The sequence below is a fragment of the Elusimicrobiales bacterium genome, from assembly GCA_041651175.1.
Taxonomy (GTDB): Bacteria; Elusimicrobiota; Elusimicrobia; order Elusimicrobiales; family Elusimicrobiaceae; genus JAQTYB01.
Window position 1 is genome coordinate 13,449 of record JBAZJT010000002.1, and the last position, 15,149, is coordinate 28,597.

At 63.8% G+C, this 15,149-nt stretch carries 13 protein-coding genes and 1 riboswitch; of the genes, 9 read left to right on the forward strand and 4 right to left on the reverse strand.

Annotated elements, in window-relative coordinates; translation table 11 throughout:
* Positions 1-121: 121 nt before the first annotated feature.
* Positions 122-1,171 carry a hypothetical protein gene (locus tag WC421_01730; protein MFA5160940.1) on the reverse strand — a complete coding sequence of 350 codons (1,050 nt, stop codon included), beginning with the start codon at positions 1,169-1,171 and terminating at the stop codon, positions 122-124.
* A 43-nt stretch (positions 1,172-1,214) separates the two neighbouring features.
* Positions 1,215-1,360, forward strand: a riboswitch (cobalamin riboswitch).
* 87 nt (positions 1,361-1,447) lie between these two features.
* On the opposite strand from WC421_01730, the gene WC421_01735 reads away from it, so the two are divergent.
* Positions 1,448-3,289, forward strand: a complete 1,842-nt coding sequence (locus WC421_01735) for a TonB-dependent receptor (protein MFA5160941.1) — start codon at positions 1,448-1,450, stop codon at positions 3,287-3,289.
* On the opposite strand, the gene tsaB is transcribed toward WC421_01735, so the two are convergent.
* Genes tsaB through thiL form a run of 3 tightly spaced genes read right to left on the reverse strand, consistent with a single transcriptional unit; the run spans position 3,261 to position 5,384 of the window.
* Complete coding sequence (gene tsaB, locus WC421_01740; GenBank protein ID MFA5160942.1) at positions 3,261-4,013, reverse strand: tRNA (adenosine(37)-N6)-threonylcarbamoyltransferase complex dimerization subunit type 1 TsaB; 753 nt, start codon at positions 4,011-4,013, stop codon at positions 3,261-3,263. The two genes, WC421_01735 and tsaB, sit on opposite strands and share 29 nt — an antisense overlap.
* Complete coding sequence (gene tsaE, locus WC421_01745; protein MFA5160943.1) at positions 4,010-4,474, reverse strand: tRNA (adenosine(37)-N6)-threonylcarbamoyltransferase complex ATPase subunit type 1 TsaE; 465 nt, start codon at positions 4,472-4,474, stop codon at positions 4,010-4,012. The genes tsaB and tsaE overlap by 4 nt, the downstream gene beginning before the upstream one ends.
* Positions 4,437-5,384 (reverse strand): thiamine-phosphate kinase, encoded by a 948-nt coding sequence (gene thiL, locus WC421_01750; protein ID MFA5160944.1) that lies wholly within the window; start codon positions 5,382-5,384, stop codon positions 4,437-4,439. The genes tsaE and thiL overlap by 38 nt, the downstream gene beginning before the upstream one ends.
* Positions 5,385-5,408: 24 nt before the next feature.
* Between thiL and WC421_01755 the strand changes: the two genes are divergently transcribed.
* Genes WC421_01755 through WC421_01790 form a run of 8 tightly spaced genes read left to right on the forward strand, consistent with a single transcriptional unit; the run spans position 5,409 to position 15,101 of the window.
* The gene (locus WC421_01755; protein ID MFA5160945.1) at positions 5,409-6,572 is read left to right on the forward strand and encodes a phospholipase D-like domain-containing protein; all 1,164 of its coding nucleotides are present in this window, start codon (positions 5,409-5,411) and stop codon (positions 6,570-6,572) included.
* The gene (locus WC421_01760; protein MFA5160946.1) at positions 6,569-7,132 is read left to right on the forward strand and encodes a hypothetical protein; all 564 of its coding nucleotides are present in this window, start codon (positions 6,569-6,571) and stop codon (positions 7,130-7,132) included. The genes WC421_01755 and WC421_01760 overlap by 4 nt, the downstream gene beginning before the upstream one ends.
* Positions 7,129-8,379: an AmmeMemoRadiSam system protein B gene (gene amrB, locus WC421_01765; GenBank protein ID MFA5160947.1), complete on the forward strand. Its 1,251-nt coding sequence runs from the start codon at positions 7,129-7,131 to the stop codon at positions 8,377-8,379. The genes WC421_01760 and amrB overlap by 4 nt, the downstream gene beginning before the upstream one ends.
* Positions 8,372-8,707, forward strand: coding sequence for a hypothetical protein (locus tag WC421_01770; protein ID MFA5160948.1), 336 nt, complete (start codon positions 8,372-8,374; stop codon positions 8,705-8,707). Before amrB ends, WC421_01770 begins: the two co-directional genes overlap by 8 nt.
* 3 nt (positions 8,708-8,710) lie before the next feature.
* Positions 8,711-9,112: a hydrogenase nickel incorporation protein HypA gene (gene hypA, locus WC421_01775; GenBank protein ID MFA5160949.1), complete on the forward strand. Its 402-nt coding sequence runs from the start codon at positions 8,711-8,713 to the stop codon at positions 9,110-9,112.
* Positions 9,109-9,825, forward strand: a complete 717-nt coding sequence (locus tag WC421_01780) for a P-loop NTPase (GenBank protein ID MFA5160950.1) — start codon at positions 9,109-9,111, stop codon at positions 9,823-9,825. The genes hypA and WC421_01780 overlap by 4 nt, the downstream gene beginning before the upstream one ends.
* Before the next feature lie 12 nt (positions 9,826-9,837).
* A complete protein-coding gene (locus WC421_01785; protein MFA5160951.1) occupies positions 9,838-11,952 on the forward strand; it encodes a PBP1A family penicillin-binding protein in 2,115 nt (704 codons plus the stop codon).
* An 8-nt stretch (positions 11,953-11,960) separates the two neighbouring features.
* Positions 11,961-15,101, forward strand: a complete 3,141-nt coding sequence (locus WC421_01790; GenBank protein ID MFA5160952.1) for a DEAD/DEAH box helicase — start codon at positions 11,961-11,963, stop codon at positions 15,099-15,101.
* The last annotated feature ends 48 nt before the right edge of the window (positions 15,102-15,149 follow it).

Genomic DNA, 15,149 nt, shown 5'->3' on the forward strand with positions numbered 1-15,149 from the left:
GACAAGGCTTCACCCCAAACCCGACCGGGCCCCTTCCGCACCCGGACTCCTGCTTAATCCCTTATATCTATTATAGAAATAAAGCGCTTCCCCCGTCAAGCCGCGGTTCCCGCCGCCTGTCTCACTCCGCAATGATTCTCAGCGCTTCGGCGGGACGTTTGAGCGGAAAATAATGGTCCCCGCTTACAATCCTCATTTCAAAAGAACCGGTCGCGTCCCTGAATACCGCGCCCGGCTGCGGCGCGGGAGGGGGCGTCATGTCAAAACGCGCCATCACCGTCCTGGCGAAAGCCCATTTCAGCAGTTGGTCGTTTGCGGAGGCGACCCAGGTCAGTTTGACGCCGTTGTCCTTTACGCGCTTGACGTCGGCATCGCCGAAGCAGAGCTTGGATACCGCGTGAGAGCGGCGCACAATCCCCTCCTGCCAGCCGGGCAGGGCGCAATCTTCGCGCAGCCGCCTGGCAAGCCTCAGCCGGATATGGTCTATCTTTTCCGGCCAGTGGGCGGACAAATGCTCCGCCGTCATGTCAACCGCGTATTTGGAAGCCGACGCCAGCGCCTGCGCCCGGCGCGCCGGCCAGGCCCTCGCGTCAAAATCCGGCGGAGGGGGCGACGCGGCGGCGTACCCGTCCTGCCAGTTCAGCCAGGACAGGAACTGCTCCAGTTGCGCGGCGGATTTGTAAAAATCCTCCAGCTCCGGGTCGCGCGAGGCGTCGCCGGTAAGCCCGTTGCAGAGAACCACCTTCGCCCCCCGCAGCCGCTGCAGCGCGGCGGCGGCCTCGCCGTTGGAATGAAGCTGAATCATTCTCTGAAAAACCACGGTGGCGTAGGAATGCAGCAACACATCCACGCGCGGCGCGTATGACGTCTGCGCCGCGAGGTTTATCATGTGCGCCAAGTCCAGCGCGTCGCAGTCGCCCACGGAAAGCGCGGGTTTCCAGCCGGTGGGGCGGTGGCCGCGCATCCAGTAGAAATACTCGTCCCGCTCCGGCCTGGTTTCCACGAAAAAGATGGATTCCGCCGTCTCCTGCACGGCCAGCCCGCCGGCGCACACCAGCGGGATGCTGCCCATATGCCCGCCCTGGCGGCGTTTATAGCATATCTCCAGCCCGTCGGCGGGACTGGAGAATTTGCCCATGGACCAGCCGTCGCCTTCAAAATAGTCGTTCATAAAATAACCCCAGTATAGTTTAGCATTTTTGATATACTGGACAAGCCTGTTCCGCGGCGGCGGCGCCGCCGCGCGAAAACGGGCCACGATACGGCGAAGGAACGCGGTTGAATTCCGCGGCTGCCCCGCAACGGTAAAGCCTCTGACGGCAGAGGACAAGCCCGGTCTATCGCCGGAATCCGGAATCTCCGCGGGGAGATGTGTGCGCGCGCCAACGCGTGAGACTTTCACAATTCCCCCCGGCATTTTTCCGGATATTCTCGCAAGGAGAGAACCATGACCCGGAAAATACCGCATATCATCCTCACAATATTCCTGTCTGCCGCCGCAGCGGCGGCGCAGGAGCAGTCCGTATACCTCTCGCTTGAGGGCGCGCCCGCCTCCGCGCTGGAGGCCGCCGCGCCGGCAGCGGGACAGTTCGCCATAAAACAGCGCGACGCCGCGCTGAAAATGCCGCAAACCCTGGGAGAGACGCTGGAGCTGGACCCCGAAGTGTCGCTGCGCAGGGGCGGCGCGCCGGGGCTTATGGAGCTTGCCGGGCTGCGCGGCTTTGCGTCCAAAAACACCGCCGTGATGTTCAACGGGAAGCGGCTGGCTCCTGATGTTACGGGAACCACGGACCTGTCGCTTCTCAACCCCGCCGGGGCGGATAAAATCCAGGTGTTCGGGGGCGCGGTCTCGCCGCTCTATGGCGCGAATGCCGAGGGAGGCGTCATAAACATTGTCCCGGCGGGCGCAGCCGGCCCGGCGGGAGCGTCCGCCTCCGGCATGGCGGCGGATTTCGGGACGGGGGCGGCCTACGTCCGGGTACGCGGCGGCGCGGGGCCGCTGCGCGCGGCGGTTTCCGGCGGAAGACGGTATTCCGGCGGCTTCCAGCAGAACGGCTGGTATTCCGGCGCGGACATGAGCGCGCAGGCCGTGCTGGCGGGCCGGGAGACGGGGGCGTTTTCGCTGGAAGCCGCCGGCTCAAGCCAGACAAACGGCATCCCCGGCGGCACGCCCGTGCCGATAGCGGAATGGGACGGCAAAAAGGAGCGGCAGGCCAACTCGCTGACGGATAGGCAGTCCGCCGCGCGCAGCCTGCTGGCGGCGGGATATTCGTCGCCGGAGGGCGCCCCGGTGTCGCTGAGGGCGGAGGCGTGGACTTCGCAATACGACATCTGCGCCTGGCAGTACGGCGGCGCAAACAGGACGAAAACATCGCTCAATTCGGGCAGGCTCACCGCCGCGTTTTCGCGGCGGAGCGCGCTGATGATTCAGTACGAGGACTCTTCCCTGGAGGATTCCTCCGGCTACGGGAATCACTCCATAACATCCAAATCCGCCGCGGCGGAGACGCGGCTGGACCTGGCGCGGAATCTGGAGCTTGCCGCCGGAGCGCGGCTTGAAAGCCCAAACCGCTGGGCGGACCAGCTTTCCCCGCGCGCCATGCTCGTCTGGCGGCCCGCGGCGGGCTGGAAGCTGTCGCTTTCCGCGGTGCGGGCCTGGCAGGCCCCCACCTTCGCCGATATGTACAACCCCTGGGCGCCCGCCAACCCCGGGCTCAAGCCCGAGCATTCCTGGCAGTACGACGCCGGCGCGCAATGGGAAACTTTAAGCGGCTGGGCGGCGAAGGCGTCCGTCTATTACTCCGCCATAGCCGATAAAATCGCGCTGGACCCGAACAACGGCTACGCCGCCTATAATCTGGACGAGGGGCGCATCCTCGGCTTCCAGCCGCAGCTTGTCTGGAAGAACGCGGCGTCAAGGCATGTTCTGTCATGCGCTTTGCTGCGCAGCGAGGTCCGGCCCGCGGGACTGCAATGGAAAACCGCCAATTTCGCGCCGTCGGCGCGGGCAACCTATTCCGGCGAGTTTTACCTGCCGCTTTCGCTGACGCTGGGGGTATTCCTGCGCCATGCCGGGAAGCAATACACGGATTTGGGACGGACAGGCGTGCGGCTGCCGGCTTTCACCACGGCGGATATCACCCTGCGCCGCGAGACAGGAGCCGTATCGGTTTCAGTGTCCGCGCAGAATATCTCGGACGAGCATTACGCCGAAAACGCAGACAGTTTCAACGGCTATTACCCCATGCCGGGCCGCGCCTTCAGGGCCGCGCTGTCGGTGTTTTTGTAGCGGAACAGCCCCGCCCGTTTCCCTCAGCGACCGCGGTTATAAGCAGTTCAAACCGCGCGGGTTTCAGATATAGCGGCGCGACGGGCTTTTTATGCGGTTTTGCGGCAAGGGCGGCGGCCATGAGCGTTTCGGCGGACGCGCCGGTTTTAAGCGGCGGCGCGGCAAAACAATTTTCCGGCAGATACGGCGCAAGGGAGGAGCGGCGTTCCGCCCAGCCGAAGCAATACAGCGGAAATTTAATCCCCGCGAGATATTCCTTCAACTGCGCCGCAGGCAGCCACAGCGGCGGCGCGGCGGGTTTGAGGCCGGAAAAAATCTGGCAGAAAAACTCGCTGCGGAAGGCGCTGGTTATCACCGCCAGCCTGCCGGAAGGGTTATTGCCGCGCCAGCGGAGGTATCCGGGTGTTTTGACGGCCTGCCGGGCCAGCGCCTCAAAAACGGTGGCGGAACATACTTCCGCGCCGTTTAATTCGCCCAGCACGGCGGCCAGAGCGAGCCCTATCCGTATCCCCGTGAATCTGCCCGGGCCGCGCAGCGCGAAAACCCTGTCCACATCCGCCAGCCCCAGCCCGCGTTCCGCCAGCAGCTTTTGCGCCAGCCTGACGGCATGCCGCTCCTGCTTTACGTCCGCGCTGGAGGCGGAAACGGTGTCGCCGCCGCCAAAGCTGATCGCCAGCCGAAGCGGCGTATCGGAGGAATCAACAGCCAGAATAGTTTTGCTCATGAAAGCAGCCTCCCGGACAGCGGGCCGCGCGCGGCGGCGGTTATGCGCCGTTTGCCGCCGGCCAGCAGCTTTATCTCAATCTCCAGCCTGTCCTGCGGCAGGAAATCGGCGGCGGGGTCCGGCCATTCGGCGGCGATTACAGCCGCCGGGTCCTCCAGCAGCGTCTCCAGCCCCAGGTTGGCGGTTTCGCCGGAGTTCAGCCTGAACAAATCTATATGGAAAAGCCGCAGTTTCGGGGAGCGGTATTGGCGCATCAGGTTGAAGCTGGCGCTGGAAGGCGCGGTTTTGACGCCCAGCGCCTTGGCCAGCCCCTGCACGAAAACGGTTTTGCCCGCGCCTATGGGGCCGCGCAGGAAAATTATCTCGCCGCCGCGCAGCCTGCGCGCAAGGCGCGCCGCCAGCCGCCGCGTCGCGGCGGCTGAATCAGAAATGCTCGAAACTTTCGGGGCGGCAGTTCGCATGAATTGTTTTGCCTTTTGTCATCACGCCCAGCGCGCGGGCCCGGGGGAATGTTTTGATGAATTCCGCCGCGCGGCGCGGGGGGACCGCCATCACCAGCCCGTAATCCTCCCCGCCGGAAAGAATATATTCCCGCCAGTCCTTTTTGCGCGCCTTGCAGTATCGCGCCAGCTCCGGCGACAGCGCGTCTTCGGTGATATCAATGAACGCGCCGCAGCCGGAGGCGGCGGCAAGCGTTTTGACGCTTTTATAAAGCCCGTCAGAATTGTCCATCATGGCGGAGGCCAGCTTTTTTTTGCCGATAACCGCGCCCGCCTCCGGTTGAATGCGCGGCAGCCAGAAAGCTTCAACAAGTTTGCCGGTTTTATGGCCGGAGAGCACAAGCTCCAGCCCCGCCCTTGCCTGGCCCAGCGCGCCTATGCCGAATATCAGGTCCCCCGGCTTTGCGCCGCCGCGCCGGATGATTTCCGACGGCCTGGCCTCGCCGGTTACGGTAAGCGAAAAGTGCATTTTGTCCGAGCGGGCCAGATTCCCGCCCGCCAGCGACGCGCCGAAGCGGTTGAGCTCCTTCATCAGCGCGCGGACGAAGGTTTTGGTCCATTCCCAACTGGCGTTGCGCGGCAGTCCCGCGCAGCACAGCGCGCAGACGGGTTTTACATTGCCCATCCCCGCCAGGTCGCTGAGATTTATGCGCGCCAGCTTGCGCCCCAGCAGCGCGGGCGGGCAGCCCGCCGGAAAATGGGTGCCTTCCGCCATCTCGTCGGCGGTCAGCGCCAGCGCATAGCCTGGCCGGGCGCGGACCAGCGCGCAGTCGTCGCCGGGGCCAAGCAGGATGCGCGGGTCTTTCTGGCTGGCCGCAAGCCTGCCGATATGCTCCAGCATTCTGAATTCGCCGACGCGGGCTATGTCCATGTGAATATGATATAAAATACTGCCATGATTGACTTCATCGCCGCATTGCTGCTGGCCGGGCGGCTGGCCGCCGCGCAGGACAGCGTATGGGTGTCCCAGTCCGTGCCGGAGGCGACCGTGTACGGCTCCACCTGCGCGCTGAACCCGCAGCAGACATGGATAGACATGATAAACTCCTCCAGAAAATCGCTGGAGCTGGCGGCTTTCTACATAGAAAGCAAGAAAGGCCAGGCGCTGGAGCCGGTGCTTTACGCCATACGCTCCGCGGCGGAGCGCGGGGTGGACGTCAAAATACTGGCCGACCGCGCGTTCTACAAAAAGATGCCCTCAGAGCTGGACGCGCTGCGCGCCACCGGCGGCATAGCCGTGCGGATTATTGACTTTTCAAAGGCCGGCGGCGGGGTGATGCACGCCAAATATTTCATCGTGGACGGGGAGGATGTTTTCTGCGGCAGCCAGAATATGGACTGGCGCTCGCTGTCTCAGATTCACGAAATCGGGCTGCGAATCAAAAACGCCCGCATCGCGACCGTCTTCCGCCGCGTTTTCTACACGGACTGGGAGGAGGCCGGCGGCGACGTGCCCCGCCTGCCGGGGGCCGAGCCGCTTTCCGCCTCGTCCACGGAAACGTTGGTGATGGGCGGCGTCCGTGTGGGCGCCTACGCGGTTTTCGGCCCGCCGGATTTCCTGCCGCGCCATTTCGGCAGCGAGATAGACGAGTTGATGCGCCTTATAGACGGCGCGCGCAAATCCTTCAGCGCGCAGGTGATGACCTATTCGCTTTCCCGGCGCAAAGGCGGCAAATGGCGGCTGCTGGACGATGCGCTGCGCCGCGCCGGCGCGCGCGGGGTGTCCGTGCGGCTGATATTTGCGGACTGGAGCATGAAAGAACGCAACGCCGCCGACATCAAATCGCTTGCCCGCGCGCCCGGGGTGAAGGTTAAAATATCATCGCTGCCGCAGCTGCCGGCGGGGTACATTCCCTACGCCCGCGTGGAGCATTGCAAGTACGCCGTCATAGACGGCGCGGTATCGGTGGTCAGCACCTCCAACTGGGAGCACGATTATTTTTACGCCTCGCGCGACGCCGCCGTGGTGCTGCTGGGGGAGAGACCAGCGTATATCCTGGGCGGCATATTTGAAAAAGCCTGGAACGGGCCTTATGTGAAACCGGCGGAGAAACTGTGAGGGTGTTCCTGTTTTTGTCTTTTGCCGCGGCGGCGCTGGCTTTTTCCCCGGCGCAGAAGCTGGCGTCGCAGGCGAAAGCCGCCCGCAAACCCGCCGATAAAATCCGGCTGTTTTCAAAGTCCATAAAGCTGGAGCCTTCCGCGCAGGCATACGCGGGCCGGGCGCTGGCGTGCCGCGCGCTGGGCGAAAACGAGGCCGCCCTGTCCGATTTTAATCATGCGGCGAAGCTGCTGCCGGGAGATTACTGGATTTACCTCCAGCGCGCACGCGCATTGGCCGCGTTGGGCAGGTTTGCCGCGGCGGAGGAGGATTTTTCCTCCGCAATCAGGCTTGACGCGGCCTGCTGGCCCGCCTACAACGGGCGCGCCGCCGCCCGCGCCGCCCGCGGCGCCTACGACGAGGCCGTGTCCGACTACAGCCGCGTCATAAACCATGCCTCCGGCGCGGACGCGCTTGAGGCTCGCAAGGGCCGTTCCGCCGCGTTTGCCAGGCTTGGAATGGCCAAACAGTCGCGCGAGGACGCCGCGCGCCTGAAGCCGGAAACGGGGAAAAAACGATGACCAATCTTCCTGTTGATTCGTCTGCGCCGCTGCCGCATTTCCGCCGCTCTATTGACGCTGCCATGGTGGAGCACGAGGGCGAACCCATGCTCATGCTGCGCGACGCCGAAGGCATAACCGAGCATGTGATGCTGGTTTCCCCCTCCGCGCTGATGGTGATAACCCTGATGGATGGCAGGAACAGCCTCTCCGATATAAAGGCGCTGATAATGAAGCGCACGGGCGTCGCCCTGCCGGAGATGGGGCTGGCCAGCCTTGTAAGCGAATTTCAGAAGCTGCATTTCATGGAGAACGAGGAGACCGCCGCGCTGCGGCGCGCCTCGCGCGAGGAGTTTTCGGCCAGCCCGGTCAGAAAGCCGGCGCTGGCGGGCATCTCCTACCCGCGCGACAGGGAGGGGGCGGAGCGTTTTATCGGAGAGGCGCTGAAAGCCGAAGGGGCGCCGCCGGATGACATGTCCGCGCCGTTTGCGGGCGCGCCCGCCGGGCTTGTGGCGCCGCATATAGACATAATGCGCGGCGCGCGCTGCTACGCCCGCGCATATAAAACGTTGCAAAAATGCGCCAGGCCGGACGTGATAATCGCCGTCGGAGTGGCCCATGCCGGGCCGGACGCGCCCTGGGTCCTGACGGACAAGCGGTATCAGACCCCGCTTGGCGAAATGCCGGCGGATGCGGATATGGTCCGGGCATTGTCCGGCTGCCTGTGGTACGACCGCAGGGCGGATGAGATGGTCCACAAAACCGAGCATTCGCTTGAATACCAGGCCCTGTGGCTCAAACACATCTGGGGCGGCGACGCGCCGCCCTGGGTGCCGGTGCTGGCGTCGGATTTCACGCGGTTTGCGCCGGAGAGGCCGCCGGAAAGCGGCAGTTCCGCCGGCGCCGGGCTGGATAAAATGTGCGCCGTCCTTTCCGCCGAGGCGGCCAAAGGCCGGAAAATAATGGTGCTGGCGGCTGTGGATTTGTCCCATGTGAATCTCAAGGAAGAGGGCAACTCGCCGGAGCAGACCGAGGGGCGGGACAAAGCCTCGCTGGAACTGGCCCTCAGGCCGGACCCGGACGGATTTTACCGCGACGTGTGCGCCGGCGGCAACCCGCGTTCGGTGTGCGGGCTTTCCGCGCTGTATACGGCGGCGCGGTTTATAGCCGCGGTTTCCCCTCAGGCGCGCGGCAAATTGCTGGATTACGCCGTTTCCCAGGACCCGGCGGGCGGCGCGGTCAGCTTCGCGGCGGCGATTTATGGATAAATATATTGAAGGGCTGGAAGCGGCGGTTACGGTGTGCGACGAAACCGGCGTCATAACCGCCATGAACGATAAGGCGGCGCAGGTGTTTGCCAAAGACGGCGGCAAAAATCTGATAGGCAAAAACTCGCTGGACTGCCATCCCGAGCCTGCCCGCTCCAAGCTGGCCGGTATGCTCAAAAACCCGCGCGCCAATGTCTACACGATTGAGAAAAAAGGCGTCAGGAAACTGATATATCAGGCTCCCTGGCGCGAGGACGGGAAATTCATGGGGTATGTGGAGCTGTCCTTTGAAATCCCTGCGGAAATGCCTCACCACGTAAGGAAATGACTTATGCACGAATGGGCATTGGTTGACGCCGTTGCCGAAGCCGCCCGCCGCGCCGCAGAGGCGGAAAAAATGAAGCGGGTGGACACGGTGGCGGTGGTGCTTGGCGAGCTGCAGAACATAGACCGCGCCGCGGCGAAAAGCCTTTTTCTGGAAATACGCAAAGGCAAGGGCCCCGCGCTGCGCGGCGCGCGGCTGGCGGTCTCGTCCGAGAAGGCGGCTTTCAAATGCCGCAACTGCGGGCGGGTTTTCGGGATGGCGAAACTTGCCCATAACAAGGCGGAGGCCGTGCATTTTCTGCCGGAAATGGCGCATGTCTGGCTGCGCTGCCCGCGCTGCAAAAGCGCGGATTTTTCGGTTGAAAAGGGCCGCGGAATCTACATAAAAGAAATAACCGGAGAGAAATGAAACTATCCGATTTCCGAGAATTGGGCGCGACGGCGCGGCTGTCCGAAGTGAAAAGGGTGCTGGTTGTAACCGGCTGGAAGGGCGGCATCGGCAAAAGCACGGTCGCCTGCTCGCTGGCGATGGCTTTGGCGAAAACCGGCGCGGAAACCGGATTGTTGGACGCAGACATCACCGGCGCCTGCTGCCATTCGATACTTGGCGTAAAGCCGACTTTCCCGCAGGAGATTGAAGGACTGGAGCCGCGTCCGGTGGCCGGGGTTAAATTCATGTCCGCCGCGTTTTTCAGCGGGGGCGGGGCGGTGGCGCTTAGGGGGGGGGATGTGTCGCGGTCGCTGCTTGAACTGCTGGCCGTTACCCAGTGGCGGGAGCTGGATTTCCTGGTGATAGACATGCCGCCCGGCATTTCCGACGCAGGGCTGGAATTGCTGCGCCTTGTGCCCCGCGCGGAGCTTGTGATAGTCTCCGTTCCCGGCAAGCTGGCGCAGGGGGCGCTGCGCCGCTCGCTGAAGCTGTTCGGGGAATTCGGCGCGCCGGTGGCTGGAATAGTCGCCAACGCCGTCGTCCCCGGCCACCGGCCCGCGGAAAAAAATCTGCTGGGCGCGATTCCCCACGATCCGCGCTATGAGGCCGCCATCGGCAACCCCGCCGTCATCGCCAAAACCCGCGTTTTCAAAGCCGCGCTGGACATAGCCGGCGCGCTGCGGCGTAATTGATATAATATTCCGATGCTTCTTGAAATTTGGCGCGACAAGTACCGGCGCTGGCTGTATCTGGGCGCGCTGGCTGTTGTTGCCTGCTCGGTTTGCGCGGCGGCGGGGCTGCGGTATGTATTCTCCGGCCTGCCGTCAACCGTCGGGCTGGAGGAATACACCCCGTCGCTCACCACCCGCGTTTTTGACGCCAACGGCAAATCCATAGCCGAATTCTCCATGCAGCGGCGCGCGCTTATCCCGCTGGCGCAGATTCCGGTGGATTTGCAGAACGCCGTAATCGCCACCGAGGACACAAATTTCTTCCATCACTACGGCATCTCGCCAAAGGGCATTCTGCGCTCCCTGCTGCGCGACGTTTTGCACCGCCGGGCGGCGCAGGGCGCCTCCACCATAACCCAGCAGCTTGCCCGCCAGATTTTCCTCACGCCGGAAAAAACCATACTCCGCAAAATCCGCGAGGTGATAATAACCTTCCAGATAGAAAGCCGCTTCAGCAAGGAAGAGATTTTGCAGATGTACCTGAACCAGATTTATTTCGGCGAAAGCGCGCATGGCGCCTCGGCGGCGGCGCGGGTGTATTTCAACAAGGAAGTCTCGCAGCTTACGCTGCCGGAGTCCGCATTGCTTGCCGGGCTGATACAGCTGCCGGGCCGCTACTCGCCTTTTTCCAGCCCGGCGCGCGCCAAATGGCGCAGAAGCGTGGTGCTGGAGCGGATGGAGGAGGAAGGCTACATCACCGAAAAGGAGCGCACCTCCGCCAAGAACGCCCCGCTGCCGGTTGAAAAGCCGGCGTTTCTGGCCACGCACGCGCCCTATTTCGTGGAATACGTGCGGCAGTATCTGGAGCCTAAATACGGTGTGAACATGCTCTGGCAGGGCGGCCTCTACATCTACACCACCCTGGACCTGGACGCGCAGCTTGTGGCCGAAAAAGTGATGGACAAGGACCTTTCCGCCATAGACGCCGACGTCGCCAAAACCATAGCCAAAGCGGAGCAGTCCGGCGATTACGAGGCGGATGTCTCCACAAGCGGCATGAAGCTGCAGGGCGCTTTCCTGATGATGGATGTCAAAAGCGGCGCAATCCGCGTGATGATAGGCGGCAGGGATTACAAGGAGACCAAGTTCAACCGCACGGCGCAGTCCAACCGGCAGCCCGGCTCCACCTTCAAGCCTTTTGTCTGGATGACCGCGCTGCAGAACGGCTACACCCCCGCCTCCATGGTGCCGGATTCGCCGCTGGCGTATTATTACGACGGGCGGGACTGGCGGCTTTTTGAGGGCGCCACCAGCCAGTATTCAATCGCCCTGGCCACGCAGCCTTTCGTGGGCAGCAAGGATTTCAAAATCTGGGTGCCGGAAAATTTTGACCATAAAATGCTGGGCGACATAACTCTGCGCAAGGGGCTGGAACTCTCGCGCAACGTGGTGTCGGTGGGCCTGGTGGACAAACTGGGGCCGACGCTGGTGGCCGAAACCGCCAGGAAGGCCGGCATCCGGCGCAAGCTGGACCCGGTGCCCTCGCTGGGGCTGGGAACCTCGGCGGTGTCGCTGCTGGAGATGGTCAACTCTTTTTCCACCTTCGCCAACGGCGGCATACGGACGGAGCCTTACGCCGTTGTCCGCGTGGAGGACCAGCAGCGCCGCGTGCTGGAAGAGCATATCCCATCCGAGACCGAGGTTTTCCCGCCCAATTATTCTTATGTGCTGGTGAACATGATGCGCGGCGTGGTGGACAGGGGAACCGGGCGCGCCGCCCATGTGCTCAACCGCCCGCTGGCCGGCAAAACCGGCACCAGTCAGGATCACCGCGACATGTGGTTTATCGGCATGACCCCCGATGTGGCCGCCGGCGCGTGGATGGGCTATGACGATTTCTCCTCCATAGAAAGCAAAGACTGGACCGGCGGCGGCACCGTCGTGCCCTGGTGGACGGAAATCATGGGCGGGCTGCTCAAAAACCAGCCGCCGCGCCCGTTCCCCGTGCCGGACGGCGTTACCTTCGCGCTGATAGATTCCGACAGCGGCAAGCTGGCCCTGCCCACCTGCCGCCGCAAATTCCTGGAAGCCTTCGTCAAAGGCACCGAACCCAAGGCTTTCTGCGAAATTGACCACGACGCAAATTGACGGTTCTTATGCCGGGCGACATTCAAAACATACACGGCCTTCCCAACGCTGCCGCGAAGGCGCATTTTGCGCTGCGGCTGGGGCTGCCGCGCATTATTTATTGCGCGCCGGACGAGGAGGCGGTGTCGGAATTCCTGCTATCGGCGCGGGCGCTGCGCGGGCTTTCCGGCGGCGCGGATTTTTCTTCCGTGCAGATAGGCGAGGAAGTTTTGTCCCGCTGCGCCGCGCTGGGCGCGCTTTGCGCGGCGGGGGACGGGCCGGTCATCGCGGGGGCCAGTTTCGCCAGCCTGCTGCTGCCGGCGGATGATTTGGCCGCTTTCGCCGCCGCCTCAAGGAGCATACGGCGCGGCGGCGCGCTCAAGCGCGCCGAATTGCTGGACTGGCTGGAAAAATCCGGCTATCAGCGCGCGGAATTCGCCGAGCAGCCGGGCGAATACGCCGCGCGCGGCGCGGTGGCCGATATTTTCGCCCCGGGCGCGCCAAAACCCGCGCGGCTCTACCTCTCCGGCGACGGGGTGGAAAGCATACGGTTTTTTGACCCGGAAACGCAGGACTGCGGCGCGTTTGCGGACGCAATCGCGCTGCCGCCCTGCCGCGCCGCCTCCGGCGAAACGCCGCTGCTGCAAAGGCTGTCCGGCTTCCGTTTCATTACGGACCTGACGGAGCCGGCCCATGAGGCCGTCCCCGCGCCGGAAATACCCGGCGCAATCGCAATCACCCCGCTTTCCGGGGAAAATTACGGGGCGGGCAAAAACCTCTCCTTCAGCGGGAATGTGGAGCTGCTTGTCTCCGAGGTTGCGCGGCTGCGGGCGGGGGGGATAAATCCGGTTGTCTCCTGCCTCAACCGCGGCGAGCTGGAACGGATAGGCGAGCTTGCGCCGGGGCTGGATTTGCGCGTCTGCGCGCTGCGGGAGGGTTTTGTCCACCCGCCGTCGGGCTTTGCCGTCATAACATCGGGCGATATATTCTCGCGCAGGTATTCGGGCGGCTCGCTGCTTAAGAAGTTCGATTCCCCCGGCTCAAAGCGCGTCCGTTTCCGCGACCTCAAGCCGGGCGATTTCGTGGTGCATGAAACCTACGGCATAGGCCGCTACCTGGGCATGAGCGCCCTGCGCCACGACGGGACGCCGGCCTCCCCCGATGATACCGACGCCGCGGACTGCCTGCGGCTGGAATACAAAAACTCCCACCGGCTTTTCGTGCCGTTGTTTGATTTTTCCAAGGTGCAGAAATACGTGGGCGCCGAGGGCAAAGCTCCCCGGCTGTCCGCGCTGGGCGGAAACGGCTGGGGCAATATAAAATCCCGCGTTAAAGAGGGGGTTGAAAAAGCCGCAAAGGAAATTCTGGCCATGGAGGCCGAGCGCGCCGCCGCCCAATCCCCCGCCCTGCCCGGCGACGAGCATATGGAGCGCGAATTCGCCGATTCTTTCCCCTACGAGGAGACGCCGGACCAGACAAAGGCCATCGCCGCCGTGGCCGCGCAACTGTCGCTGCCAAAGCCGATGGACGCCGTGATTGCGGGGGATGTGGGCTTTGGCAAAACCGAGGTCGCCATACGCGCCGCGCTGCGCTGCGTCCTCTCCGGCAGGCAGGCGGCGGTGGTCGTGCCCACCACGGTGCTGGCGGCGCAGCATTTCCGCACCTTCACGCAGCGGCTGGCGGGGTTTCCGGTCAAAACAGCCATGCTTTGCCGCTTCCAGTCAACGGCGGAACAGAAACAGACGGTTTTGGATTTGCGCTCCGGGGCCTGCGATATAATCATAGGCACGCAGCGGCTTTTGTCCAAAGATGTGGCCTTTGCCAGGCTGGGGCTTTGCATTATTGACGAGGAGCACCGCTTCGGCGTCCGCCAGAAGGAGAAAATACGCCGCATTTCCGCCGGCGCGCACACATTGCTGATGTCGGCCACGCCCATACCGCGCACTCTCTACCAGGCGATGTCCGGCCTGCGCGAGATAGCCGTCATAGAAACCCCGCCCGCCGGCAGAATGCCGATAGCCACCCGCGTCGCCCCCTGGGACGAAAAAATAGCTGCCGCCGCCATACGGGAGGAGCTTGCCCGCGGCGGGCAGGTTTATTACGTGCACAACAGGGTGCGCACGCTGGCCTCCCGCGCCGCTTTCCTGAAATCCGCCGTGCCGGAGGCCGCCATAATCTCCGCCCACGGCCAGATGCCGGGAGGCGAGCTGGAGCGCGCGATGTGGGACTTTTTCAACCGCCGCTACAACGTGCTGGCGGCTTCCACAATCATAGAATCCGGGCTGGACATGCCCGATGTTAACACGCTTATAGTGGAAAACGCGCACGAATTCGGCCTTGCCCAGCTTTACCAGCTGCGCGGGCGCATAGGCCGGGGCGACAAAAAGGCGTACTGCTATCTGTTCTATCCGCCCTGGCTGGACAAAAAACCCCCGCCGCCGGACCTCCCGGACGACGAGTATGAGCCGCCCCGCCGCCGCAGGCGGCACAAGGCCCCTCCCCGCCCGGCCATGACCGAGGACGCCGCCAAACGGCTTGCCGCGCTGACCGAGTTCGGCGAGCTTGGCTCCGGCTTCCGGCTGGCGATGCGCGACCTGGAAATACGCGGCGCGGGCGAGCTGCTGGGGCTGCGCCAGCACGGTTTCATAAACGAGGTGGGGCTGTCGCTTTACTGCGAATTGCTGGCGGCGGAGGTCAAAAGACTGCGCGGCGCGCCGGAAGAGGCCGCGCCGCTGGCCTATTTCGACGCGCCGGTTGCCGCCTATATCCCGCCCGATTATCTGCCGGACGAGGCCGCCCGGCTGGACTGGTACCGCCGTCTGCTGGGCGCGGACGAAAATTCCGCCCCGGGCGTGCTGTCCGGGCTGGAAGGGCTTTGCGGCCCCGCGCCGGAGAGCGTGCGCAACATAGCCGAAATAATGAAGCTGCGCCGCGCCGCCGCCCGGGCCGGCGCGCGCGCGCTGGAGATGCGCGACGGCGCGCTTGAAGTCTATTTCCGCAAAGACTCGCCCCCTTCGGCGGAGGCTGCGCGGCGGCTTGCCGCCCGCTACGGCGCAAGGCTGCGCTTTGTCCCCGCCTCGCTTGGCGACGGCGTGCGCATAGAATGCCCGGATGCGACGCCCCTGGCCTTCGCCCGGGAAGTCGTTTCCGCCATAGCATCAAATAAGTAGGTGTCTTTTGCGAGGGTTTGGGCCTTCCGGCCCATGCCCTCATGCCGG